General features: G+C 71.8%; 20 protein-coding genes. 8 read left to right on the forward strand and 12 right to left on the reverse strand.

Annotation, left to right across the window (positions count from 1 at the left end; all coding sequences use genetic code 11):
* Positions 1 to 35 precede the first annotated feature (35 nt).
* From FCN22_RS22740 to rimP, 4 genes are all read right to left on the reverse strand, one after another.
* Positions 36 to 467: a translation initiation factor IF-2 N-terminal domain-containing protein gene (locus FCN22_RS22740; RefSeq protein ID WP_137122916.1), complete on the reverse strand. Its 432-nt coding sequence runs from the start codon at positions 465 to 467 to the stop codon at positions 36 to 38.
* Between the two features lie 192 nt (positions 468 to 659).
* Positions 660 to 971, reverse strand: coding sequence for a YlxR family protein (locus FCN22_RS17835; RefSeq protein WP_338016664.1), 312 nt, complete (start codon positions 969 to 971; stop codon positions 660 to 662).
* Positions 971 to 2,017 (reverse strand): transcription termination factor NusA, encoded by a 1,047-nt coding sequence (gene nusA, locus FCN22_RS17840; RefSeq protein ID WP_137122917.1) that lies wholly within the window; start codon positions 2,015 to 2,017, stop codon positions 971 to 973. Before nusA ends, FCN22_RS17835 begins: the two co-directional genes overlap by 1 nt.
* Positions 2,017 to 2,550, reverse strand: a complete 534-nt coding sequence (gene rimP / locus FCN22_RS17845) for a ribosome maturation factor RimP (protein WP_137122918.1) — start codon at positions 2,548 to 2,550, stop codon at positions 2,017 to 2,019. Before rimP ends, nusA begins: the two co-directional genes overlap by 1 nt.
* Before the next feature lie 162 nt (positions 2,551 to 2,712).
* Between rimP and FCN22_RS17850 the strand changes: the two genes are divergently transcribed.
* Together FCN22_RS17850 and FCN22_RS17855 are read left to right on the forward strand one after the other, a co-directional pair.
* Positions 2,713 to 3,723 carry a DUF4439 domain-containing protein gene (locus tag FCN22_RS17850; RefSeq protein WP_137122919.1) on the forward strand — a complete coding sequence of 337 codons (1,011 nt, stop codon included), beginning with the start codon at positions 2,713 to 2,715 and terminating at the stop codon, positions 3,721 to 3,723.
* A gap of 48 nt (positions 3,724 to 3,771) precedes the next feature.
* On the forward strand, positions 3,772 to 4,734 hold the full coding sequence (locus tag FCN22_RS17855; protein WP_238384819.1) for an aminoglycoside phosphotransferase family protein: 963 nt from the start codon (positions 3,772 to 3,774) through the stop codon (positions 4,732 to 4,734).
* A 77-nt stretch (positions 4,735 to 4,811) separates the two neighbouring features.
* Here the strand turns inward: FCN22_RS17855 and FCN22_RS17860 are convergent, their stop codons facing one another.
* Entirely contained in the window at positions 4,812 to 6,038 is a 1,227-nt protein-coding gene (locus FCN22_RS17860) for an MFS transporter (protein WP_137122920.1), read from the reverse strand.
* A 66-nt stretch (positions 6,039 to 6,104) separates the two neighbouring features.
* Here FCN22_RS17860 and FCN22_RS17865 point away from each other — a divergent pair, with 66 nt between their 5' ends.
* Positions 6,105 to 7,121 (forward strand): DUF5937 family protein, encoded by a 1,017-nt coding sequence (locus FCN22_RS17865; protein ID WP_137122921.1) that lies wholly within the window; start codon positions 6,105 to 6,107, stop codon positions 7,119 to 7,121.
* A 37-nt stretch (positions 7,122 to 7,158) separates the two neighbouring features.
* On the opposite strand, the gene FCN22_RS17870 is transcribed toward FCN22_RS17865, so the two are convergent.
* On the reverse strand, positions 7,159 to 7,752 hold the full coding sequence (locus FCN22_RS17870) for a cytidylate kinase-like family protein (protein ID WP_162308254.1): 594 nt from the start codon (positions 7,750 to 7,752) through the stop codon (positions 7,159 to 7,161).
* A gap of 241 nt (positions 7,753 to 7,993) precedes the next feature.
* Here FCN22_RS17870 and FCN22_RS17875 point away from each other — a divergent pair, with 241 nt between their 5' ends.
* The 3 genes from FCN22_RS17875 to FCN22_RS17885 all read left to right on the forward strand — a co-directional run bounded on the left by FCN22_RS17875 (position 7,994) and on the right by FCN22_RS17885 (position 13,084).
* Positions 7,994 to 9,652 (forward strand): NAD(P)/FAD-dependent oxidoreductase, encoded by a 1,659-nt coding sequence (locus tag FCN22_RS17875; RefSeq protein ID WP_137122923.1) that lies wholly within the window; start codon positions 7,994 to 7,996, stop codon positions 9,650 to 9,652.
* On the forward strand, positions 9,649 to 11,034 hold the full coding sequence (locus FCN22_RS17880; protein WP_137122924.1) for an ATP-binding protein: 1,386 nt from the start codon (positions 9,649 to 9,651) through the stop codon (positions 11,032 to 11,034). The genes FCN22_RS17875 and FCN22_RS17880 overlap by 4 nt, the downstream gene beginning before the upstream one ends.
* 67 nt (positions 11,035 to 11,101) lie before the next feature.
* Positions 11,102 to 13,084, forward strand: a complete 1,983-nt coding sequence (locus FCN22_RS17885) for a thioredoxin domain-containing protein (RefSeq protein ID WP_137122925.1) — start codon at positions 11,102 to 11,104, stop codon at positions 13,082 to 13,084.
* 36 nt (positions 13,085 to 13,120) lie between these two features.
* Here the strand turns inward: FCN22_RS17885 and FCN22_RS17890 are convergent, their stop codons facing one another.
* The 3 genes from FCN22_RS17890 to FCN22_RS17900 all read right to left on the reverse strand — a co-directional run bounded on the left by FCN22_RS17890 (position 13,121) and on the right by FCN22_RS17900 (position 16,940).
* A complete protein-coding gene (locus tag FCN22_RS17890; protein WP_137122926.1) occupies positions 13,121 to 13,897 on the reverse strand; it encodes an HAD family hydrolase in 777 nt (258 codons plus the stop codon).
* On the reverse strand, positions 13,897 to 15,648 hold the full coding sequence (locus FCN22_RS17895) for a proline--tRNA ligase (RefSeq protein ID WP_137122947.1): 1,752 nt from the start codon (positions 15,646 to 15,648) through the stop codon (positions 13,897 to 13,899). Before FCN22_RS17895 ends, FCN22_RS17890 begins: the two co-directional genes overlap by 1 nt.
* A gap of 446 nt (positions 15,649 to 16,094) precedes the next feature.
* The gene (locus FCN22_RS17900; RefSeq protein WP_137122927.1) at positions 16,095 to 16,940 is read right to left on the reverse strand and encodes a GNAT family N-acetyltransferase; all 846 of its coding nucleotides are present in this window, start codon (positions 16,938 to 16,940) and stop codon (positions 16,095 to 16,097) included.
* 161 nt (positions 16,941 to 17,101) lie between these two features.
* Between FCN22_RS17900 and FCN22_RS17905 the strand changes: the two genes are divergently transcribed.
* Positions 17,102 to 17,935 (forward strand): EamA family transporter, encoded by an 834-nt coding sequence (locus FCN22_RS17905; RefSeq protein WP_137122928.1) that lies wholly within the window; start codon positions 17,102 to 17,104, stop codon positions 17,933 to 17,935.
* 51 nt (positions 17,936 to 17,986) lie between these two features.
* Here the strand turns inward: FCN22_RS17905 and ispG are convergent, their stop codons facing one another.
* The 3 genes from ispG to dxr are packed head-to-tail and all read right to left on the reverse strand — an operon-like array spanning position 17,987 to position 21,793.
* The gene (gene ispG, locus FCN22_RS17910; RefSeq protein WP_137122929.1) at positions 17,987 to 19,156 is read right to left on the reverse strand and encodes a flavodoxin-dependent (E)-4-hydroxy-3-methylbut-2-enyl-diphosphate synthase; all 1,170 of its coding nucleotides are present in this window, start codon (positions 19,154 to 19,156) and stop codon (positions 17,987 to 17,989) included.
* A 46-nt stretch (positions 19,157 to 19,202) separates the two neighbouring features.
* Positions 19,203 to 20,543 carry a M50 family metallopeptidase gene (locus FCN22_RS17915; protein WP_137122948.1) on the reverse strand — a complete coding sequence of 447 codons (1,341 nt, stop codon included), beginning with the start codon at positions 20,541 to 20,543 and terminating at the stop codon, positions 19,203 to 19,205.
* On the reverse strand, positions 20,543 to 21,793 hold the full coding sequence (dxr, locus tag FCN22_RS17920) for a 1-deoxy-D-xylulose-5-phosphate reductoisomerase (RefSeq protein WP_137122930.1): 1,251 nt from the start codon (positions 21,791 to 21,793) through the stop codon (positions 20,543 to 20,545). Before dxr ends, FCN22_RS17915 begins: the two co-directional genes overlap by 1 nt.
* 124 nt (positions 21,794 to 21,917) lie before the next feature.
* Here dxr and FCN22_RS17925 point away from each other — a divergent pair, with 124 nt between their 5' ends.
* A complete protein-coding gene (locus FCN22_RS17925; protein ID WP_202911661.1) occupies positions 21,918 to 22,850 on the forward strand; it encodes a siderophore-interacting protein in 933 nt (310 codons plus the stop codon).
* Positions 22,851 to 22,892 lie beyond the last annotated feature (42 nt).

Consider the following 22,892-nt stretch of genomic DNA (forward strand, 5'->3'; position numbering starts at 1 on the left):
CGCCAAGCGCACGTTCCAGGCGCTGCGCATCGAGGTCAACCACGAGCTGGACGCCTGGCAGGACGCACTACGGCGGGGGCCGGAGTCGGCGCCGTGGGCGCGCTCTCCGCGGCGGGCTGCGCCGTCGTCCGCGGGCCGGGGGTCGGAGCCGTCGAGGGCGGTGCCGACGGTGCCGACGGTGCCGACGGGGTGGACGCAGCCGGTGCGGCCGGCGTCTCGACGGGCTTGGCGCCCGGCTTCACATCGGTCGTCTCGGCCGGTGCGCTCTTCTTGGCTGCTGTCTTCTTCGCCGTCTTGGCTCCGGCGGGCTTCGCCGGAGGGTTCTCACGGATCTTGCGGACCACGGGCGGTTCGATGGTCGAGGATGCCGACCGCACGAACTCTCCCTGCTCCTTGAGGTGGGCGAGCAGCGTCTTGCTCTCGACCCCGAGCTCCTTCGCGAGCTCGTAAACCCGGACCTTAGCCACGTTTCTCCTTGTCCTGGCCCGGGCGGATAAGGCAGCGCGGGCCGTCGTTAGTGCTGGGGGGTGCTCATCGCTGAGTACTCATCGGGTGCTCATCAGCGTCAAACCCGCTTTCGGTTCCCTGTCGTTCCGCCGCCCCGGGAGGGACTGCGGTCGTGCTGTTCGTACCGGCACACCGTGCCGTTCACCACCCGGTCATGACGACCGGTTTTCAAACCACCGCCGCAACGGGCCGACGTCGAGGCCGGCCCCGACACGCAAGGCGCGACCGAACGCACGGCGGCGCACCGCAAGCTCGAGGCACTCCGTCTCCGGGTGGAGCCAGGCGCCACGGCCCGGAAGCCGGTGTCGCTCGTCCGGCAGCACCACGGTCGTCCCGTCGTCCACCACCCGCGCGACCACTCGCAACAGTGCCGACCGATCCTCGCGGCGACGGCACCCCACACACGTACGAACAGGAGCATGGGGAGACCGCTGACGTGCACGCCGCAGCGGATCGGTCGTCACTACTGTAACGCCTCACCGCCCCCGGGTGCGCCAGAGCCTGCTCCGGTGCCTCCGGCGGGACTCTCCTGCGGCGCCGTGTCCGGGCGGATGTCGATCCGCCAGCCGGTCAGCTTCGCGGCCAGCCGGGCGTTCTGTCCCTCCTTGCCGATGGCCAGCGAGAGCTGGTAGTCGGGCACCACGACTCGCGCCGAGCGCAGGGCCGGATCCACCACCTCGACCGACAGCACCCGGGAGGGCGAGAGGGCCGCCGCCACAAAGGTCTGTGGGTCCTCCGAGTAGTCGACGATGTCGATCTTCTCGCCCTGCAGCTCCGTCATGACGGCCCGGACCCGCGCTCCCATCGGCCCGATGCAGGCGCCCTTGGCATTCACGCCCGCCACCGTGGAGTGCACGGCGATCTTGGTGCGGTGTCCCGCCTCGCGGGCGAGCGCCGAGATCTTCACCGTGCCGTCGGCGATCTCCGGGACCTCGAGGGCGAACAGCTTGCGCACCAGACCCGGGTGGGTGCGGGACAGCCCGATCTGCGGGCCACGGGGCCCGCGCCGCACGCTGACCACGAAGCACCGCAGACGCTGGCCGTGGGCGTACTCCTCCCCCGGCACCTGCTCGGCGAGCGGCAGGACACCCTCGACCGTGCCGAAGTCGACCAGCACGTTGCGCGGGTCACTGCCCTGCTGGATGATCCCGGCGACGACGTCGCCCTCTCGGCCGGCGAAGTCGCCGAAGACCTGCTCGTCCTCGAGGTCGCGCAACCGCTGGACGATCACCTGCCGGGCCGTCGCGGCGGCCACCCGCCCGAAGCCCTTCGGCGTGTCGTCGTACTCCGGCCCCGGTTCGCCGCCCTCGACCGCAGGGTCCGGCTCCTCGCGGGCCCAGACCGTGACGTGTCCGGACGTGCGCTCGAGCTGGACCCGTGCCAGGCGCTGAGCGCCGTCGGTGCGGTGATAGGCCATCAGCAGGGCCTGCTCGATCGCGGGCACGATGACGTCCATCGGGATGTCCCGCTCCCGTTCCAGGGCCCGCAGTGCGGCCATGTCGATGTCCATCAGGCGTCCTCTCCCTTGGCGCCCCTGCCGAACTCGACCTGGACCTGGGCGCGTGAGATGTCGGCATACGGCAGCCGCACGGTGCGGGCCGGTGTCTTCTTGGTGGCGGGGGTTTCGAGGGCGACGTCGGCGTCCGTCGCGGTGGTGAGGCGCCCGGTGACCTCCCCGTCGGAGGTGGTGGCGCGCACCAGGCGCCCGACGTTGCGCCGGAAGTGGCGTGGCTCGGTCAGCGGTCGATCGACTCCCGGCGAGCTGACCTCGAGGACGTAGGGGGCGGGCCCCATCACGTCAGACTCATCCAGCGCCGTGCTGATCAGCCGGGTGGCGTCGGCGACCTCGTCGAGGTTCAACGGGTCGACCGGGGTGGTGGCGTCGGGCAGGGCGAGGGTCGCGAGGTCACGGTCGACGAGGACCCGCACCAGGCGGCGTCGCCCTGCCGGGGTCACGGTGACGTCCTCGACGGCAAGGCCGAGGTCGGTCACCGCCGACTGGGCCTCCTCGCGGATCTGACGGGACTGCGCCGTGCTGCTCATCCGCCGCCTCCGTTTCCAGCTCTTCTCGAATGCATGCACCGGCCGCGCACCCGACCTGTGCGCAAGACGGCATGCGGCGCACACCGGTGCGCGCCGTGATCGGCCACTGTATCCACGTCGGGCCCGATCCGCACACCCGCGGCGACGTGCGATGATCGCCGCGTGTCGGGGAGCAACCGGGTGCCGGGTGGCTGGTCGCGCCGCGGTGTTCTGGTCGCCGGCGGGCTGGGGGTCCTGGGCGCGCTCACCGGATGCGGGGTGCACCTCGAGGACGACGCGCCGCGGATCCCGTTCGTCCCGACCCGCCAGCCCATCGCCGACGAGGCGGCGCTGCTGCGGGCCCGGTCCCGTGCCCAGGAGCTGCGGGAAGACGCCGAGGCCGCCGACGGACCACCCACCGGGCTGCCGGCCCGGCTGGCCGGTCTGCACACCGAACAGGCCAGCACCATGACCGCGCTGCTGCAGGGTCTCGGGGTGCCACTGCCCCGTCATCCCACCACCCCTTCGTCGGGTGTTCCGTCCCCCCGCCATTCCACGAGCGCCGTCCAGGCACGCCCTTCCAAGGGCTCCACGAAGCGCAGGGCGCGGGTGTCGGTCCTGCAGGCACTGGCGCGCGCGGAGCGTCGAGACGCCACCGCGCAGGCGCTCGCACGGCTCTCCGACGTGAGCCCGACGAACGTCGCCCTGCTGGCCTCGCTCGCCGCCCAGCACCACGCGGCAGCACGGCTGCTCGGTGCCGAACCGCACCGGCCGCGCCTCGCCGGTCCCTCCCGCGACCTCGCGGCGCGGCTGCTCGACTCCGCGCGCGCCGCGGTCTACGGCTTCGAGGTCATCACCGCGCGGACACCGATCGATGGGCGGAAGGCTCCGGCGGCGACGCTGCAGGCGCTGCAGTCGCTGACGGACACCCTCGAGCGGCTGGCCGGCCGGTCCGCGTCGACACCGCCCATGGCCTACCGGCTCCCGATCCGGCCGCACGACGCGGCCACCCGCACGACGCTGGCCCGGCACGTCCTCGCCGGGCTGTCCAGCAGCACGGCCGGCCTCCTCCCGGGGGCGGCCGGCGACGCTGACGCCCTGACCGGACTGGTGCTGGTGCTGTCGGACTCGGTGGTGCTGGGCCGCGACTGGGGAGTGCCGCTGACCCCCTTCCCCGGCCTGCAGCAGCCGTGAGCTCACCCCACGGAGCCAGCCCACTCCGATACTTCGCGGGAAGCCCCCGTGGCTGAGCTGGTCATTCCCGACGCCTTCCGCCGCCTCGTGAACAACCACGAGCCGGAGGGCGGCGTCGAGGGCGCCGACTGGTTGCGCGAGCTGCCCGGCCTGATCCGCGACTGCCTCGACCAGTGGGGTCTCGAGGTGGTGGGCAGGGCCATGCACGGTATGGCGGCCCTCGTGTTGCCGGTGCACCGCGCCCGCGCTGCCGAGAGGAACCAGGCGGGCGGGGCCGAGGCCGTGCTCAAGATCGTCTGGCCGCACCCGGAGGCCGCCGGGGAGCACCTGGCGTTGCGCCGCTGGGACGGGCACGGTGCGGTGCGGCTCCTGGCCGCGGACCCCTCCCGGTGGGCCCTGCTGCTCGAGCGGCTCGACCCGACCCGCACCCTCCTGGACGAGCCGATCGACGAAGCCTGCACCGTCATCGGGCAGCTGCTGGGGCAGCTCGACGGACCGGCGCTGCCCCGCTCCCTGCGTCTGTCGGACCTGGCCTGCCGGTGGGCCTCGGAGCTGGACGACCTGGCCAGCCGGCCCTCGGGGGCACCGGTCCCACCCCGCTTTCTACGCCAGGCGAGCGGCCTCGCCCTCGACCTCGCCGCGTCGGACCTCGTCGACGCCCGGCTGGTCCATGCCGACCTGCACTACGAGAACGTCCTGGCCGGGGCGGAGCGTCAGCGCTGGCTCGCCATCGACCCCCAGCCTCTGGCGGCCGAACCGGCATACGCGGTGGCTCCGGCGCTGTGGAACCGGTGGGACGAGGCGGTGGCGACCGGCGACGTCAGACGCGCGCTGCGCCGCCGCCTGGAGCTCGTCTGCGACGCCGCGGGGATCGACCCGGAGCGCGCCCGCGCGTGGTCGATCGTGCGGGAAGCGGTCAACGCGATGTGGGAGGCCGCCCGCCCCGGGGAGAGCTCGGCGGCGGAGCTGTCCGCCAAGGTCGTCGCCCTCAAGGCCCTGCAAGCGAACTGAGCCTCCCTGCCCCGCGGGTCTCTGTCGTGCTCTGGTCGCCCACAACGACGCTCCTGCAACGAAGAGCCGCACGGGGGTCACTCGGCAGAGGGCTCGGGAGAGAGCGGGTGACGCAGGGCCAAGGCGGACAGCACGACCAGTGCACCGCAGGCGGCCATGGCGCCGCCCACCCCGACGGCGACGGCGAGCGCACCGGCCAGTGGCGGGCTCAGGCCCTGACCGCCCATCATCCCGGTCGAGGCGAGCCCGAAGGCCTGACCGCGCCGACCCTCCGGAAGGCTGTCGACGAAGATCCGCTGGATGCCGGTGCCGTAGCCGCAGCACAGGCCGGACGTCACGAGCAGCGCTCCAGCCACCGGCAGGTTGGGCCCCAGGGCGAAGACCAGCAACGGCAGTCCGAGCGCGATGGCCAGGGGGAGCGCCAGCCGCTCCCGGGTGCGGGGCCGGCAGAACCGGCCGAGCACCAGGGCACCGACGAGCATGCCGACCGGCAGGGAGGCGAGCAGGACGCCGGCGCCGGTCGCCGCCTCGCCGCGCGACCCGACATACGACACGATCAACGACTCGGCCCCGGTCACGAACCACGCGGGCACCCACTGGGCGAGCAGCAGACCGCGGACCCGCCCGTCGGCGAGCAGCTCCCCGTTGCCACGCAAGGAGCTGCGCAGGACACCGAGCTGCTCCGCGCTCGCCGGCAGGCGTCCGACGTGCCGCAGGCCCGACCCGGCGACCACCCCGGCGACAAGGAGCGAACCGCCGGCGACGAGCAGCAGGTCGGGTGCGGCGACGACGGCGAGCACCGCGCCGCCGAGCCCGAGACCCACGATCTGCGTGCCCGACCCGATCATCGACAGCATCGAGCGACCCAGGACGTAGCGATCGCCCTCGAGCAGCTGCGGCAGCAGGCCCCCCGAGGCGGCCGTGAAGACCGGCGCGACGGTCGCCGCGACTCCGACGAGCACCAGCATGGCCGCGACGGGCAGGCCCGGGGCCAGTCCGATGGCGATCCCCGGGGCGGCGCGCACCACGAGTCCCCAGGCGATCACGAGGTGCGGCGAGAACCGGTCGGCGAGTGAAGTCAGCAGGGCCCCACCGAAGACCTGCGGCCCGAAACCGACACCGAAGGTCACGGCGCTGAGCAGCGGAGAGCTGGTGCGGGCGTAGACCAGGACGGCGAGGCCGAGGATCTCGAACTGGAACCCGAGCACGTAGAGGAACACCGTGCCGAACAGCACCCGGACCGGCCGAGCCACGAGCACGGACCGGTAGGAGGTCCGTGCGCTCCGGTCGGTGGTGGTTCCCATGGGCGCACGGTGCACCCAGGGTGGTCGGTCGCACTATTCTTTCGTCAGACGACGAAAGGTGCCGCGGTGCTGCGCATCAGGGTCACCGGGGAGGACCTGGCCAGGAGCCGGTTCGCGATCTCGCCGCTGTGGGAGCTGGTCAAGGCGCTGCGCCTGCTGGCGACACCCACACGTCGGGACCCGGCCACTGACCCGTGGGTGGCACGCGCCCGGCAGCGGTTCGAGCAGGTCAGCGGCAACGTGGGCGTGCAGGCCGTGCTGGCCCTGCAGCCGCCGGGCTACGGGGCCGATTTCCTCTCGCCCGTCCCTCGGGGGGTGGCAGACACCATCGACGACCTGCTGGATGCGGTGCGCTCCTGCCCCACGGCACAGGCCCGCGCCGAGATCAGCACCGCCATGGCGCATCGACGCGCCAGCGAACAGGTGCGGGAGGTGCTCGCGCGCGATGACGTCACCGTGCTGCTCGCCGACGCCCTCGCCGGGTGCTGGGACACGGTGCTCGCCCCCGACTGGCCGTTGCTGCGTGCCGTCCTGGAGCGAGACGTCGTCCACCGGGCTGAGCGGCTCGTCTCGAGGGGGTGGGCGTCGGCCCTCGACGACCTGCATGCGCGGGTGCGCTGGGCCCACGGTCTGATCCGGGTCGACCGGTGGCGTGACCAGGACGTGGACCTCGACGGTCGCGGGCTGCTGTTCGTGCCGTCGGTCTTCGTCTGGCCGGGTCTCGCGGTGACCCTGGACCCGCCCTGGCCCCCGGCGCTCGTCTACCCGGCCCGGGGAGTGGGCGCCCTGTGGCGCAGCCCCGACGAGGGCGGTCCTGCCGGTCCCCCCGACGCCCTGGCGCAGCTGCTCGGTCGCACCAGAGCCGCGGTGCTGACCGCCCTCGACCAGCCCGCGAGCACCACCCAGCTGGCTCGGGTGCTCCGACAGAGCATCGGTGGTGTCGGTGACCACCTCGCGGTGCTGGGCCGCGCGGGACTCGTGGACCGTGCGCGGTCCGGCCGCTCGGTGCTCTACCACCGCAGCCCGGCGGGCGAGGCGCTGGTGGCGGCCCCGGGGGCCGCGGACCCGCTGCACGCCCGGTGACGCCACGGCATACGTGCTGTCGGGGGGCTGTCGCGGGTCAACGCCGCGCTGCGGCGTGCTTGACCTTCGCGGCCGCCACGATCATCTCGACACAGGTGTCGAGGTCGACGCGACCGGTGTTGACCACGAGGTCGTACTGGTCGAGCTCTCGCGGATCCCACTCGTAGAGGTCGAGCGACATCTGCGCCCGGACCTGGTCCTCACGCTTCTGACGCTTGGCCGCGCGGGCCTCCTCGATGCCACTGCGGGCGGCGGCACGCCGGACCCGCACGTCGACCGGCCCGTCGAGGCGGACATGGAGGGCACCGGGGTGGTCGGCGAGGATCAGGGCACCGTTGCGCCCCATGATCACGCCACCGGCCCTGGCCTCCCGAAGCACCATGTCGGTGTTCTGGGTGACGAGGTCGTGCTGGTCACGCTGCAGCGTGACGACGTCTCCGCCCTCGTAGCTGCTGTGCGCGGTCCCCATCGCGGTGAAGACCCGGGTGACCAGGCTCTCCTTCTCGCGCGCGCTCTCGGCGGCCTCGATCTGGTCCGAGGAGAAGGCCTGATCGTGGAACGGCACGTGGAGCTGCTCCGCGACGCGCGGTCCGACGTAGTCCGCCCCCGCGCCGTAGGACTCGAACAGCATGATGACCATCTTCGTTGTGGTCGCCGTGTCCTCGTCACGGTCGAGCCGAGGCGAACCGTCGTACTCCCCCTACGTCCTGCGCCGGCCGGTGTCGGCCGCTCTTGGCCAAAGCGACCATCCGGAGGCGGTTCGCCGATAGACTGGTCGGCAGCGTCATCGTCCTCACCCCACTCGAGTTGCCCAGGCACCCGCCGGGGCGCCTGGGGGGTCTTTGCGCGGGCGGGCGACTCCGGAGCGGCCAATGCACAAACCGGCGATCCTCACGGTCGACGACGACCCCATGGTGTCCGCGGCCATCACGCGTGACCTTCGTGCGCGCTACGGCGCGGACTACCAGGTGTTGCAGGCCTCCTCGGGTCCGGAGGCCCTGGCGCTGTTGTCCCGGCTGGCCTTGCGCGACCAGCCGGTCGCCATGATCGCGGCCGACCAGCGGATGCCGCAGATGACCGGCATCGAGATGCTCGGCCAGGCGCGCAGCTCTGCCCCGGACGCGAAGTTCCTCCTGCTGACGGCCTACGCCGACACCGACGTCGCGATCAAGGCGATCAACGACATCGGGCTGGACTACTACCTGCTCAAGCCGTGGGATCCACCGGGTGAGCGGCTCTACCCGGCGACCGATGACGTCCTGTCCGACTGGGCCAGGCAGCACCCCGACCGCACGGCAGAGGTGCGGGTGGTCGGGCACCGCTGGTCCGACCGCACCCACGAGATCAAGACCTTCCTCGCGCGCAACCACGTGCCCTACCACTGGTATGACGTCGAGGACCACGGCGACGCCCAACGCCTGAGCGAATTTGCGCGGGCCGCTCCGGAGGACCTGCCCCTCGTCCTCATCCCGGACCACGACGCGCTGCGGGCCCCCACGACGGTCGACCTGGCCGGAGCGCTCGGCCTGAGCACCAAGGCACAGCAACCGCTGTATGACGTGTGCATCGTCGGCGGCGGACCCGCGGGACTCGCGGCCGCGGTCTACGCGGCGTCGGAGGGCCTCACCACGGTCATCGTCGAGCGTGAGGCCCCAGGCGGCCAGGCCGGCCAGAGCGCAGCCATCGAGAACTACCTGGGGTTCCCGAAGGGCCTCACCGGCTCCGACCTCGCCCAGCGCGCGGTCTCCCAGGCCTCCCGGTTCGGAGCCGAGATGGTGCTGGCGCGCGACGTGGTTGGCTTCGAGGCTCGCGGGCCAGCGCGAGCCGTCCTGCTGGACCAGTCGGGAGAGATCGAGGCGAAGGCGCTGATCGTGGCCACCGGGGTCTCCTACCGACGGCTACCCGCACCCGGGATGGAGGAGCTCACCGGCCGGGGCGTCTACTACGGCGTCGACGCCAGCGAGGCGAGCCAGTGCCGCGGCGAGGAGGTCTACCTGGTGGGAGGCGCCAACTCGGCCGGGCAGGCGGCGCTGAACCTGTCGCGCTTCGCGAAACGGGTGGTCATGCTGGTGCGGGCCGCCGACCTGGGCGCCACCATGTCGCGCTACCTCGTGGAACGGATCTGGGCGGCGCCGAACATCGAGGTACGGATGCGCACCGAGGTGTCGGCGGCGCAGGGCGACGGGCACCTCGAGTCGCTCACCCTGTCCGATCGAGACACCGGAGTGGCCGAGGAGGCCCCGGCGAGCTGGTTGTTCGTCTTCATCGGCGCCGCGCCCCGCACCGAGTGGCTGGGCTCGGAGGTGGTGCGTGACGACCACGGATTCGTGGTCACGGGTCACGACCTGGTCGCCCCGGAACGCGCCCAGCTGTGGCCGCTGCCGCGGCCCCCCTTCGCGCTCGAGACGAGCGTCCCCGGCGTCTTCGCGGCGGGCGACGTGCGGCTGGACTCGATGAAGCGGGTGGCGTCCGCGGTGGGCGAGGGAGCCATGGCGGTCTACAACGTGCACCGCTACCTGGCCACCACATGATCCGCCTCGCCGAGCTCCGCTCGATCAGCCTGTTCGACGGCCTCTCCGACGTGCAGCTCGCGGAGCTGTTGGCCGCCGGGACGGAGGTGCCGTTCGAGCCGGGTGACGAGCTGTTCCAGGAGGGGGGGCACGCCGACTTCTGGTGGGTGGTCGTCGACGGGGCGCTCGACCTCTACCGCCGGGTCGGCCGGGAGGAGGCTCTCGTCGGGAAGATGGACGTGCCGGGACGGTGGTCCGGCGGCTTCCGCGCCTGGGACGACCAGGCGGTCTACCTCGCGACCGGACGGGCCGTCATACCGGGACGGTTGCTGCGCGTTCCCGCCGAGTCCCTGCGAGAGCGGTTCAACGCGTGGTTCCCCTTCGGGGTGCACCTGGTGGCCGGCCTCTACGGCACGGCCCGCCGGATCGAGTCCACCGTGCGGCAGCGACAGTCGCTCATCACCCTGGGGACGCTGGCGGCCGGCCTCGCGCACGAGATCAACAACCCGGCGGCCGCCGCCACCCGTGCCGTCAGCAGCCTGGAGGAGACCGCTGGGACGTTGCTCGAGTGCCTGGGCCAGTTGGCCCGCGGCCAGATCAGTGCCACCCAGTTCACCGAGCTGGACAACCTGCGCCGGGAGATCGAGAAGCCTCCGGCCACGGTCGACCGGCTCGAGCTCGCGGACAAGGAGGAGGAGCTGGGCTCGTGGATGGCCGGGCACCAGGTCGACCGTCCGTGGGAGCTCGCGGCGTCCCTCACCGCGGCTGGGGCCGACCGAGCCTGGTGCGAACGCGCCCAGGAGGCGCTCGGGGAGTCCTCGCTGGAGCCCGGGCTGCGCTGGGTGTCGAGCGCGCTGTCGATGACCGCCCTGCTCGGGGAGATGAAGGAGTCGACCCGCCGGGTGTCGGAGCTGGTCGCCGCCGTCCGGTCCTACTCGCAGATGGATCGCGCGTCCCGTCAGACCGTCGACGTCACCGAGGGCCTCGACAGCACGATCGTCATGCTGGGGCACAAGATCGGTGACAGCATCACCGTGGTCAAGGACTATGCCGTCGACCTGCCCCACATCGACGCGTTCCCCGGGGAGCTCAACCAGGTCTGGACCAACCTCATCGACAACGCGGTCGATGCGATGGAGGGCGCCGGCACGCTTCGCATCTCGGCCCGGGCCAACGGGCATGGCGTCATCGTCGAGATCGGCGACACCGGGCCGCCGATGCCACCCGACGTGGTGGCGAGGGCCTTCGAGGCGTTCTACACCACCAAGGACGTGGGCCAGGGCACCGGCCTCGGTCTCGACATCGCTCGCCGCATCGTCGTGGAGCGTCACGGGGGCTCGATCACCATCGACACCGGGCCGGCGGAGACGGTCATGCGGGTGCGGCTGCCGGCCGGACGCTAGGCCGCGGCCCGAACCGACCCCTTCCTCCTCCGTGCCAGCCGATGGAGGATGCGCCTACGGTGGGATCGTGACCAATCGACTTGCTGCCGCAACCTCTCCCTACCTCCTGCAGCACGCCGACAACCCCGTGGCGTGGCAGGAGTGGGACGAGGCGGCCTTCGCGGAGGCGCGGGAACGTGACGTCCCCGTGCTCTTGTCGGTCGGGTATGCCGCGTGCCACTGGTGCCACGTCATGGCCCACGAGTCCTTCGAGGACGCCACCGTCGCCGAGGCGATGAACCGGGGCTTCGTGCCGGTCAAGGTCGACCGGGAGGAACGACCGGACATCGACGCGATCTACATGCAGGCGACCACCGCCATGACCGGTGGCGGCGGCTGGCCGATGACCTGCTTCCTCACCCCCACCGGACAGCCGTTCTTCTGCGGCACCTACTACGCGAGACCACAGTTCCTGCAGCTGCTCGCCGCCGTCACCGACGCGTGGACCCAGCGACAGGACGAGGTCCTCGCAAGCGGCGCGCGCATCGCGGAGACCCTGCGGCAGGCCGTCACACCGGGGTCACCGCAGACCCTGGGCCCGACTGAGCTGGAGCGGGCCGAGGAGCAGCTTGCGGCCGGGTTTGACTCTCGACACGGCGGATTCGGGCATGCGCCGAAGTTTCCCCCGTCCATGGTGCTGGAGTTCCTGCTCCGCCACCACGCCCGCACAGGGTCACCGCGTGCGCTGGACATGGTGGACTCGACCTGTGAGGGCATGGCGAGGGGCGGGCTCTACGACCAGCTGGCCGGTGGGTTCGCCCGCTACTCCGTCGACGCGGGCTGGGTCGTGCCGCACTTCGAGAAGATGCTCTACGACAACGCGCTGCTGCTGCGGGTCTACCTCCACCTCTACCGCTCGACGGGTTCGGCACTGGCGCGACGAGTCGTCCGCGAGACCGCACAGTTCCTGCTGCGGGACCTGCGCACGCCCGAGGGCGGCTTCGCCTCGTCCCTCGACGCAGACACCGAGGGGGTCGAGGGGCTGACCTACGCCTGGTCGCCCGCCCAGCTGACCGACGTGCTCGGGGAGGAGGACGGCCGCCGAGCCGCCGAGCTGCTGGGCGTGACCGAGGCAGGCACCTTCGAACGTGGTCTGTCCACCCTGCAGCTGCGCGCCGACCCGGACGACGCGGACTGGTGGAGCGCCATCCGTGAGCGGCTACGGCTGGCTCGCGGGCAGCGACCTCAGCCGACCACGGACGACAAGGTGGTCACCGCCTGGAACGGCTTGACCATCGCCGCACTGGCGGAGGCCGGTGCCCTGCTCGAAGAGCACGACTGGGTGCGCGCTGCCGTCGACTGCGCCGAGTTCCTGCTCAGCGTCCATCAGGTCGACGGACGATGGCGCCGGTCGTCGCGGGGCGGGTCCGCGGGCCACGCGGCCGGTGTGGCCGACGACCACGGCGACCTGGCCGAGGGGCTGCTCGCGCTGCACCAGGCGACTTTCGACTCGCGGTGGCTGGTGGCCGCCGGCGGAGTGCTCGACACGGCGCTGGAGCACTTCCGCGACGGGTCGGGAGCCTTCCACGACACCGCGGACGACGCCGAGGAGCTGTTCACCCGACCGGCGAGCCAGGGAGACAACGCCGAACCCTGCGGCACCTCCGCGCTGGCTGGGGCCCTGCTCACCTACTCCGCGCTGACCGGGTCGACGCGTCACCGTGAGGCGGCGGACGACGCGATCGCGGCGGGCGGCGCCGTGGCGTCCCGGGATCCCCGGTTTGCCGGTTGGACACTCGCCGCGGCCGAGGCCGCGGCGACCGGCCCCCTGCAGGTGGCGATCTCCGGCACCGACGACCGCGCCGCAGACCTGCTGTCGGTCGCGCGCGTCAGTGGCTCTCCGGGCCTCGTCCTGGCGCTGGGCCGGCCCGACGAGCCCGGGCTTCCTCTCCTCGAGGGACGGCCCATGGTGGGCGAGTGCGGCACGGCATACGTGTGCCGGGGGTTCGTCTGTGACGCACCGGTGACCGACGTGGAGCAGCTGCAGCTGGCACTGAGCCGGACCACCTGAGCGGAGCAACCGGACCTGCCCTCGCAGCAGCCCGGCTCACCAGCGATCGACGATGTCCAGGACCTCGCCGAGCCGCTCGGCAACCGCGTCGGGGGTTGCGTCGACCGCGACACGCTGTTCCTCCGGCAGGTCCGAGTGGGGGATCCAGATGGCGCGCATCCCCACCTGCTGGGGGCCGTGGACGTCCTCGAAGAGGCGATCGCCGACGTAGACCGACTCCCGGGGCGGGATGCCCACCGCGTCGCACACGGCGCGAAAGGCCTCGGGATGCGGCTTCACATGGTCGATCTCGGAGGAGTAGACGTCGCCGTCGATGAGGTCCAGCACGCCGTCGCGTTCGAAGATCTCGCGGTGGTAGTCGCGGCTCCAGATGGTGTTGGACAGGACGCCGACACGAATTCCCCTGTCGTGCAACGCGGTCCACAGCGGGCGCACGTCGGGATCGGTGAAGGTGTGCGGCTCCCAGAACCTGCGGTAGGCCGCGAGCGCCAAGTGGTGCCGGTCGTGGGCCGGATCGATGCCCGCGGCATCGAGGACGCTCTCCAGCGTGGCGCTGGAGTGGGTCTCGCGACCGCCCCGCCACGCCGCCGACTCCACCTCGAGGATCTGCGCGGCCAGCCGCTCGGCCGCCGCGACGTCCTCCTCGGCAACGTCCGGCGAGTCGACCGGGACGCCGTGGACCTCTCGGGCGAAGACCCGCCACTGCTCGGGCAGATCGACCTCGTGCCACGGTGTCAGGGTGCCGCCCCAGTCGAAGATCACCGCACGCACGGGTGCGGACGCGCGGGTCCCCCGGACCGTCTCGGCTGACATCAGGACCCGTTCACCTCGGTGACCACCGCGTCGATGATGGCCTCGACCGGGACCTCGCGTCGGTCCCCCGAGCGCCGGTCCTTGATCTCGACGACACCGCTGGCGAGGCCCTTGCCGACGACCACGATGGTCGGCACCCCGATCAGCTCGGAGTCCTTGAACTTCACGCCGGGTGACACCTTCGGCCGGTCGTCGTAGATCACGTCGATGCCCTGCTCCACCAACGACCTCACGATCTCGTCGGCCTTGACGAAGACGGCGGGGTCCTTGCCCGTGGCCACCACGTGGACATCGGCCGGCGCCACCTCGCGGGGCCAGGCCAGGCCGAGCTCGTCGTGGTTGTCCTCGGCGACGACGCCGACGGCGCGCGTCACACCGACGCCGTAGGAGCCCATCGTCACCGTGACGAGCTTGCCGTGCTCGTCGAGGACCTTGAGCCCCAGGGCCTCGGCGTACTTCGTGCCGAGCTGGAAGATGTGGCCCATCTCGATGCCGCGCGCGAGGGTCAGGGTGCCGTTGCCGTCCGGTGAGATGTCGCCGTCGCGGATCTCCGCCGCCTGGATGGTGCCGTCGGCGGTGAAGTCGCGGCCGTGGACCAGGTCGAGCACGTGCTTGCCGTGCTCGTCGGCACCGGTGACCCACGCCGAGCCGTCGGCGATCGAGGGGTCGAGGAGATACCTGATGCCGCTGGCCCGCGACTCGCCGAGGACGCCCGGTCCGATGTATCCCTTGGCCAGCGCCGGGTTGGCCGCGAAGTCCTTCTCCTCGAACGGCTCCACCGTGGCCGGCGCGACCTTGACCTCGAGCCGCTTCGGGTCGACCTCGCGGTCGCCGGGCAGGCCGATCGCGAGGGGTTCGCGCGTTCCGTCCGGCTGGACGAGCATCACGATGACGTTCTTCAGCGTGTCGGCACTCGTCCATGAACGGCCGTCTACCCGTGGGTGATTCGCGTTCAGTGCCGCTACCAGCGTGTCGATGGTGGGTGTGTCGGGAGTGTCTTCCACGTGTGCCGGGCCGACAGTGACCTGCACCGGTTTGGCCTGCGGCACCTCCACCGCCTCCACGTTGGCGGCGTAACCGTGCTCGTCCCGGACGAAGGTGTCCTCGCCGTTGGCGTTGATCGCGAGGAACTCCTCCGACGCCGAGCCGCCCATGGCGCCGGAGTCGGCGTGCACGATGACGTACTCGAAGCCAAGTCGGTTGAAGATGCGGACATAGGCCTCGCGGTGCGCGTCATACGCCTTCTGCAGGCCGGCCTGGTCGACATCGAAGGAGTAGGAGTCCTTCATGATGAACTCGCGCCCGCGCAGGATGCCGGCACGGGGCCGCGCCTCGTCGCGGTACTTCTGCTGGATCTGGTAGAGCGCCAGCGGCAGGTCCTTGTACGAGGAGTAGAGGTCCTTGACGGCGAGGCAGAACATCTCCTCGTGGGTGGGACCGAGGAGCAGGTCGGAATCCTTGCGGTCCTTGAGCCGGAACAGGTTCGGGCCGTATTCGGTCCAGCGGCCAGTGGCCTCGTAGGGCTCCCGCGGCAACAGCGCCGGGAAACGCACCTCCTGGCTCCCGATCCGGTCCATCTCCTCCCGGATGATGCCCTCGACCTTGGCCAGCACCCGCATGCCGAGGGGCAGCCAGCTGTAGATGCCCGGCGCCACGCGGCGGATGTAACCGGCCCGCACCAGGAGCCGGTGGCCTGGCAGCTCGGCGTCGACCGGGTCCTCGCGCAGGGTTCGCAGGAACAGGGTCGACATGCGCAGGGCTGTCGCGGTCACGGGCTCTCCTTCGTCGGACGTCCGGGTGGGCACCGGACCCCCCGAGGATAACTGTCGCCCGGTGACCGGATCACCCGCATTCCCTCCGCCTCCGGCAAGCCATCCGGCGAGCCGGGTGGCACGGCACGACGGGAATCGCTCCCGGGCCGGTGTGCCGGGTCAACCGCCGCTCAGCGACGGGTCGCCTTGAGGGCGGCATGGATCAACGGCGCCTGCAGCGGGAGCCCACCGAAGGCCATGAGCTTGCGGGAGGTTCGGCGGCTGCGCCTTGGGCACGATCGGCTCGAAGGTCGGTGGACGAAGGAGGTGGAGGGCACCGGACCCGGCGAGGAGGGTGAGCAGCACCTTCAGATCTGTGGGGAGCGACGGCATACCGTCGATCCAAGCGGACGACACACCGGCGTCCCGCTCGGGTCGGTGTCAGGTCACAACAGGACGGTCGCGAACCGGCCCTTGTGCACGAACCCCACCCGTCGGTAGGTGGCACGCGCGGCAGCGTTGTAGTTGTTGACGTAGAGCGTGACCTCGCGCGCGATCTCGTCCTGCACCTGCTGCACGACCGCTGCCATCGCGGGGACCGCGAGGCCGCGGCCCCGGTGGCTGGGCGCCACCCAGACGCCCTGGATCTGCGCGACACCCTGGCCGACCGAGCCGACGTCCGCCTTGAAGATGACCCGCCCATCCTCGGTGCGCACGAAGGTGTGCCCACGGGCGATCAGGGACGAGACGCCTGCACGGTAGGGCGCGTCCGAGCCGGAGTAGGGCGGGTAGCCGATCTCCTCGGTGAACATCGCGGCCGCGGCAGGGACGACGGCGTCGACCTCCTCGGCCCGGGCGCGCCGGACGAGGCGGTCCAACGGCACCCCCAGGTCACGGGGGTGGCGGTCGATGGACAGCATCGGCTGGTCGTCACGGACCGCGATGGCACGCCCCCAGTAGCGGGAGAGCCGCTGCCACAACGGCAGCACCGCCTCAGCCGGACCGAACAGCGAGGAGCACTCGCGTCGGCGCCGGCGCAGCCGACCGGTGAACGCCGACAACGACTCCTCGTCGACCGCGACCGGCACCACGTTGGCCGACACCCAGCACAACGAGCGCAGTCCGCCACCGTCAGCGAAGCCCAGCAGCTCGCCCTGATGGCTCCCGAGAGCCCCCTCGAGGATCCGTGCCGACACGAAGACGTTGGCCGCCGGATCGGTCGCACACACCGCCAGGGCCTCGTCGCGGTCGGCCACCGTGAGCGCACGGACCGGGCTGTGGGTGCGCAGCATGGCCCCAGCCTGCCTTGCCGAGGCCTGCTGTGTCGACGCCTCGGACATTCTCGTGTGTCGATCGTTGCCGCCACCGTGCCTCAGTCGGCGGGCGAGCCTGCGACAGCCCGGGAGCCGGGTCGCCCACGGGCACATGCGGGGCGGTGGCATACCCTCCCCGGATGGGAGTCGCGCTCGGGCTGCTGGCGGCGATCGCCTACGGCACGTCCGACTTCATTGGCGGCCTGGGCGGTCGCCGCTCCAGCGTCGGTGCCCTCGCCATCTGGTCCCAGTTGATGAGCCTGCTATCGGCGCTGGTGGCCGTGCTCCTGCTACGGCACGGTGGGCCGGACCCCTCGGCGCTGGCCTGGGGCGCGGTCAGTGGCCTCGGAGCAGGCATCGGCACGGTGGCGCTCTACCGGGGCCTGGCGGAGGCCCGGATGGGAGTCGTCTCACCGCTGTCCGCGGTGATCGCCGCCCTGCTCCCGGCGCTGGTCGGGATCGCCAGCGGGGACCGGCCCTCGACCCTGGCGCTCGTCGGCATGGCGGCAGCGCTTCCGGCCATCGTGCTGGTCTCCTGGCACGGTGAGGCGCAGGACGCCGGACGCAGCAACGGCATCGGCTACGGCTTGGTGGCGGGGCTCGGGTTCGGCTCGCTGTTCGCGGCCCTCGGCCAGGCCGGGACCGGCTCGGGGGCCTGGCCGCTCGTGCCGGGGCAGCTGGTGGCCATGGCGGTGATCCTCCCGGTGGGCCTGAGCTGGGCTCCGCGGCCGGTGCCGTGGCGTCCGGCCGCCCGATTCGGGCTTCTGGCGGGCGGGCTCGGCGGCTGCGCCAACCTGATCTTCCTCACAGCGACCGGCGCCGGCCAGCTCGCCGTCGTCGCCGTGCTGACCTCGCTCTACCCGGCCATCACGGTGCTGCTGGCGCGTGCCGTGCTCGACGAGCGGTGGCGCCGCGTGCAGATCCTCGGATTGGTGGCCTCCGCCGCAGCGGTCGTGTTGATCACGGTCGGCTGAGCCACCGGTCGCACGTATGCCGGGTCGCTGCCTCTCGTGGTCGGGCGGCGGTCAGCCGACGGTCACCGTGGGGCTCGCGGCGCCGGCCCCCTCCGCCTCGTCACCGGACTCGCCCATCTCCTCGGCGATCCGCATCGCCTCCTCGATGAGGGTCTCCACGATCTGCGACTCGGGGACGGTCTTGATGACCTCGCCCTTGACGAAGATCTGCCCCTTGCCGTTGCCGGAGGCGACGCCGAGGTCGGCCTCCCGGGCCTCCCCCGGACCGTTGACGACGCAGCCCATGACGGCGACCCGCAGCGGCACCTCGAGACCCTCGAGGCCGGCCGTCACCTCGTCGGCGAGCGTGTAGACGTCGACCTGCGCACGCCCGCAGGAGGGGCAGGAGACGATCTCGAGCTTGCGGGGCCGCAGACCGAGGGACTGCAGGATCTGCGTGCCGACCTTGACCTCCTCCACGGGGGGCGCGGACAGGGACACCCGGATCGTGTCGCCGATGCCCCTCGACAGCAGCGCGCCGAAGGCGGTCGCCGACTTGATCGTGCCCTGGAAGGCGGGGCCGGCCTCGGTGACGCCCAGGTGCAGGGGCCAGTCACCGCGCTCGGCCAGCAGCTCATAGGCCCGCACCATGACCACCGGGTCGTTGTGCTTGACCGAGATCTTGAAGTCGTGGAAGTCGTGCTCCTCGAAGAGGCTGGCCTCCCAGACCGCGGACTCGACCAGGGCCTCGGCCGTCGGCTTGCCGTACTTCTCCAGCAGCCGCTTGTCGAGCGATCCGGCGTTGACCCCGATGCGCAGCGAGACCCCGGCGTCCCCCGCCGCCTGGGCGATCTGCTTGACCTGGTCGTCGAACTTGCGGATGTTGCCGGGGTTGACCCGCACCGCGGCGCAGCCGGCGTCGATGGCCGCGTAGACGTACTTGGGCTGGAAGTGGATGTCCGCGATCACCGGGATCTGCGACTTGTGCGCGATCGCCTGAAGGGCCTCCGCGTCGTCGGCGCTCGGCACGGCCACCCGCACGATGTCGCATCCGGCGGCGGTCAGCTCGGCGATCTGCTGCAGCGTGGAGTTGATGTCGGTCGTCGGTGTCGTGCACATCGACTGCACGGAGATCGGTGCGTCCCCCCCGACCTCGACCTTGCCGACCCGGATCTTGCGCGACCGGCGACGGGGCGCCAGGACGGGCGGGGGCGCGGACGGCATACCGAGAGAAACACTCATGCAGCCAGTATCTCGCACGATCCGGCTCGGCACGAACGCAGCACGGTCACCCGGCCACCCGGACAGGGTTGACCAGGTCGGCATAGATCAGCAGCGCTGACATGACGATGAGCACCGTCGACATGGCGTAGGCGACCGGAAGCGCCTTGGCGACGTCGACGTAACCGGGATCGGGCTTGCGCCGCAGCCGCGCCCACCCGCGCTTGATGGCCTCCCAGATCGCGCCCGCGACGTGGCCCCCGTCGAGGGGCAGCAGCGGGATCAGGTTGAAGACGAACAGGGCGAGGTTGAGCGAGGCGACGAGGCTGACCAGGAAGGCGAACTTGGCACCGATGGTGTCCAGGGCGCCGCCCGCACCGCCCTCGGTGACCTCGCCCGCGATCCGGCCGACGCCCACCACGGAGATCGGGCCATTGGGATCACGCTGGTCGGAGGAGAATGCCGCCTGGGCGACGCCGACCATCTTCTGCGGGATGTGCACGAAGACGCTGGCGGTCTGGGACAGCCCGTCCCAGACGAAGCCGGGTGCCTCCGACACCGGGCCGGGGACGTTCTCGACCGATCCCGTGGCGCCGAGGAAGCCGACCGATGCCGTGACCGGGTTGCCCTGCGCGTCGACGATCGGCTTGCCGTCGGCGGTGTAGGTGGGCATGTCGCGGACCACGGGCGTCACGGTCACCGGCCGCCGCGTGCCATCGCGCTCGACCACCAGGTGCAACGGGGTGCCGCCGCTGGACTTGATCGCCTTGGTGGTCTCGCTCCACGTCGACACGGGGTTGCCGTTGATCCGCACGACGGTGTCGCCCGGCTGCAGACCGGCCTTCTTCGCCGGTGACTCGAGCGCCGGTCCGCAGGTCTTGTCCTGCGCCACCGTGGTCATGTCGTGCGGTGCGCAGGGGGAGATGGCACTCAGCGTGGGAGTGCCGGTCGGCAGACCGTAGAGCGTGAAGATGCCGGCGAGCAGGACCGCGGCGATGACCAGGTTGGTCACGGTGCCGCTCGCCATGACGATGACCTTCTTCCACACCGGCAGCTTGTAGAAGACGCGGTCCTCGTCGCCGGGCTCGATCTCCTCCATCGCCTCGGCCCGTGCCTGGTCGGCCAGCTGGCTGAACCGTCCGGTGGAGGAGGCGCGCAGCTGCCGCTCGTCTTCGCCCGGCTTGGGTGGGAACATGCCGATCATCCGGACGTACCCGCCAAGGGGGATCGCCTTGATGCCGCACTCGGTCTCACCGATCCGGCGGGACCACAGGGTCGGGCCGAATCCGACCATGTACTGCTTGACCTTGACGCCGAACAGCTTGGCCGGCAGCAGGTGCCCGAGCTCGTGCAGGGCGATGGACAGGCCGACGCCGATCGCGACGACGAGCACGCCGAGCAGGTACATCAGCACGAACGCGTCCCCCGTCCTGCGCCCGGCGCGGCGCTTCGTGGCTCCAGGCCCAGCGCCTGCCGAGCCCGCTCGCGGGCCCACGCGTCGGCCGCCAGCACCGTCTCAACGTCCAACGTGTCCGAATGGTTCACGCCGGGGCAGCTGCCCTCTCCGGCCCCTTGGACGACCCTCGCGACCGTGTCGACGATGTCGGTGAACCGGATCCGCCCGTCGTGGAAGGCCAGGACGCAGACCTCGTTGGCCGCGTTGAAGACCGCCGGGAAGGTGGCGCCCGCCGCGCCGACCTGACGCGCCAGCGCCACCGACGGGAAGGCCTCGGTGTCGAGCGGGTAGAACTCCCAGGTGGCCGCGGAGGTCCAGTCGCAACCGGCGGCCGCGTCGGGCAGCCGCTCGGGCCAGGCCAGGCCGAGGGCGATGGGCAGCCGCATGTCGGGTGGAGACGCCTGGACCAACGTGGCGCCGTCCACGAACTCGACCATCGAGTGGACGATCGACTGGGGGTGGACCACCACCTCGATCCGCTCGAACGGCAGGTCGAACAGCAGGTGCGCCTCGATCACCTCGAGTCCCTTGTTGACCAGGGTCGCCGAGTTGGTCGTGACCATCAGGCCCATGTCCCAGGTCGGGTGCGCGAGCGCCTGCTGAGGCGTCACCTCGGCCAGCTCCGCCCGCGTGCGACCGCGGAACGGGCCGCCGCTCGCGGTGACGACCAGCCGGCGCACCTCCTGCTCGGTGCCGCCCCGCAGGCACTGCGCAATTGCGCTGTGTTCGCTGTCGACCGGCACGATCTGACCCGGTTTGGCCGCCGCCTTGACCAGCGGTCCGCCGACGATGAGCGACTCCTTGTTGGCCAGTGCCAGGGTGCTGCCGGCCTCCAGCGCGGCCAGGGTGGGTCGCAGGCCGATCGAGCCGGTGATGCCGTTGAGGACGACGTCGGCGCCGGAGCCGGCCACCTGGGTGCTCGCGTCCGGACCGACCAGCAGCTCCGGCTCGTATGCCGGGTCGCCGGCGTGCGTCGCCGCCTGCCGGATCGCGGTGCGCAGCTGCTCGGCGTCGCCGGACGCCACTGCGACGGCCTCCACGGCGAGCGCCACCGCCTGCTCGGCGAGCAGGTCCAGGTGGGCGCCGCCGGCGCTCAGCGCGGTGACCCGGAACCGGTCCGGGTTGCGGGTGATCACGTCGATCGCCTGGGTGCCGATCGAGCCGGTCGAGCCGAGGATGACGACGCTGCGCTGGGTGTCCACGGCTCCATTGTCGATCACGGCGCGCCGGAGACCGGAGCACGGTCGCCGGACCCGGTTGTCCCGGCGATCAAGATAAGGGTAGCCTCCCCTTACTTCCCGACACCTCGACCTCACAGGGAGCCACGTGCCGTCGAAACTCGCCACCGCCACGGTGCCGGCCTACCGCGACTTCGATGCCACGGTCGCCGCCGTGGCCGTCCTCAGCCCGCACTTCGTCCGGGTGACGTTCACCGGCCACGACCTCGAGCGGTTCGGCGACACGTGCCTCGACCAGCGGATCAAGGTGGTGCTGCCGCTGCGTGATGCTGGCGGCACCGATCCGTTCGCCGACCTGCCCCGGGGCGAGGACTGGTATGCCGCGTGGCGTGCCCTGCCCCGCGAGCGGCAGAACCCCTTCCGCACCTACACCGTGCGTGCGGTGCGTCCCGGTCGTCGCGAGGTCGACGTCGACTTCGTCCGGCACGGCGACGGCGGCCCCGCCTCGGCCTGGGCCGCTCGGGTCGAGGTGGGCCACCGGTGCGTCCTCATCGGTCCGGACCGGCGCGGCGACTCGGCACTCGTCGGGGTCGAGTGGCGGCCGGGAGCCGCGACGGAGGTCCTGCTGGCGGGCGATGAGACGGCAGTGCCCGCGATCGGCTCCATCCTCGAGTCCCTGCCGGCCGACACCCGCGGTCAGGCCTTCCTCGAGGTCCCGACAGCCGAGGACGTGCTCCCGCTCGAGGCGCCGGACGGCATCGAGGTCAGGTGGCTCCCCCGCGTAGCTGGCGTGGACGCCGCCGCCTCGCCGCACGGTGCCCGGCTCGCGCAGGTGCTGAGGTCCGAGCTCACGGTCGGGCCGGCGCACCCTGGCGTGGCGGACCCGGAGCCGGTCGACGTCGACGGGGAGCCGCTGTGGGAGACGCCGGTGGAGGAGCCCGAAGGAGCAGCATTCGCCTGGCTCGCCGGGGAAGCCACGGTGATCCGCAGCCTGCGCCGCCACCTCGTCCGAGACCGCGGCTGGGACCGCCGCAACGTCGCCTTCATGGGCTATTGGCGCCTTGGTCGCGCCGAGGTCTGAACCGCAGCACCCGATACACGCCATTCCCGACACACCGCGCCG

Origin of the sequence: Segeticoccus rhizosphaerae, from assembly GCF_005222685.1 — a bacterium.
GTDB classification, from domain to species: Bacteria; Actinomycetota; Actinomycetes; order Actinomycetales; family Dermatophilaceae; genus Segeticoccus; species Segeticoccus rhizosphaerae.

Excerpts from the sequence above, each read along its gene's own strand:
- nusA (WP_137122917.1), bottom strand. The coding sequence starts at position 2,017 with ATGGACATCGACATGGCCGCACTGCGGGCCCTGGAACGGGAGCGGGAC.
- rimP (WP_137122918.1), bottom strand. The coding sequence starts at position 2,550 with ATGAGCAGCACGGCGCAGTCCCGTCAGATCCGCGAGGAGGCCCAGTCG.
- FCN22_RS17860 (WP_137122920.1), bottom strand. The coding sequence starts at position 6,038 with ATGGGAACCACCACCGACCGGAGCGCACGGACCTCCTACCGGTCCGTG.
- FCN22_RS17870 (WP_162308254.1), bottom strand. The coding sequence starts at position 7,752 with ATGCTGTTCGAGTCCTACGGCGCGGGGGCGGACTACGTCGGACCGCGC.
- FCN22_RS17875 (WP_137122923.1), top strand. The coding sequence starts at position 7,994 with ATGCACAAACCGGCGATCCTCACGGTCGACGACGACCCCATGGTGTCC.
- FCN22_RS17880 (WP_137122924.1), top strand. The coding sequence starts at position 9,649 with ATGATCCGCCTCGCCGAGCTCCGCTCGATCAGCCTGTTCGACGGCCTC.
- FCN22_RS17890 (WP_137122926.1), bottom strand. The coding sequence starts at position 13,897 with ATGTCAGCCGAGACGGTCCGGGGGACCCGCGCGTCCGCACCCGTGCGT.
- FCN22_RS17895 (WP_137122947.1), bottom strand. The coding sequence starts at position 15,648 with ATGTCGACCCTGTTCCTGCGAACCCTGCGCGAGGACCCGGTCGACGCC.
- FCN22_RS17900 (WP_137122927.1), bottom strand. The coding sequence starts at position 16,940 with ATGCTGCGCACCCACAGCCCGGTCCGTGCGCTCACGGTGGCCGACCGC.
- FCN22_RS17905 (WP_137122928.1), top strand. The coding sequence starts at position 17,102 with ATGGGAGTCGCGCTCGGGCTGCTGGCGGCGATCGCCTACGGCACGTCC.
- ispG (WP_137122929.1), bottom strand. The coding sequence starts at position 19,156 with ATGAGTGTTTCTCTCGGTATGCCGTCCGCGCCCCCGCCCGTCCTGGCG.
- FCN22_RS17915 (WP_137122948.1), bottom strand. The coding sequence starts at position 20,543 with ATGTACCTGCTCGGCGTGCTCGTCGTCGCGATCGGCGTCGGCCTGTCC.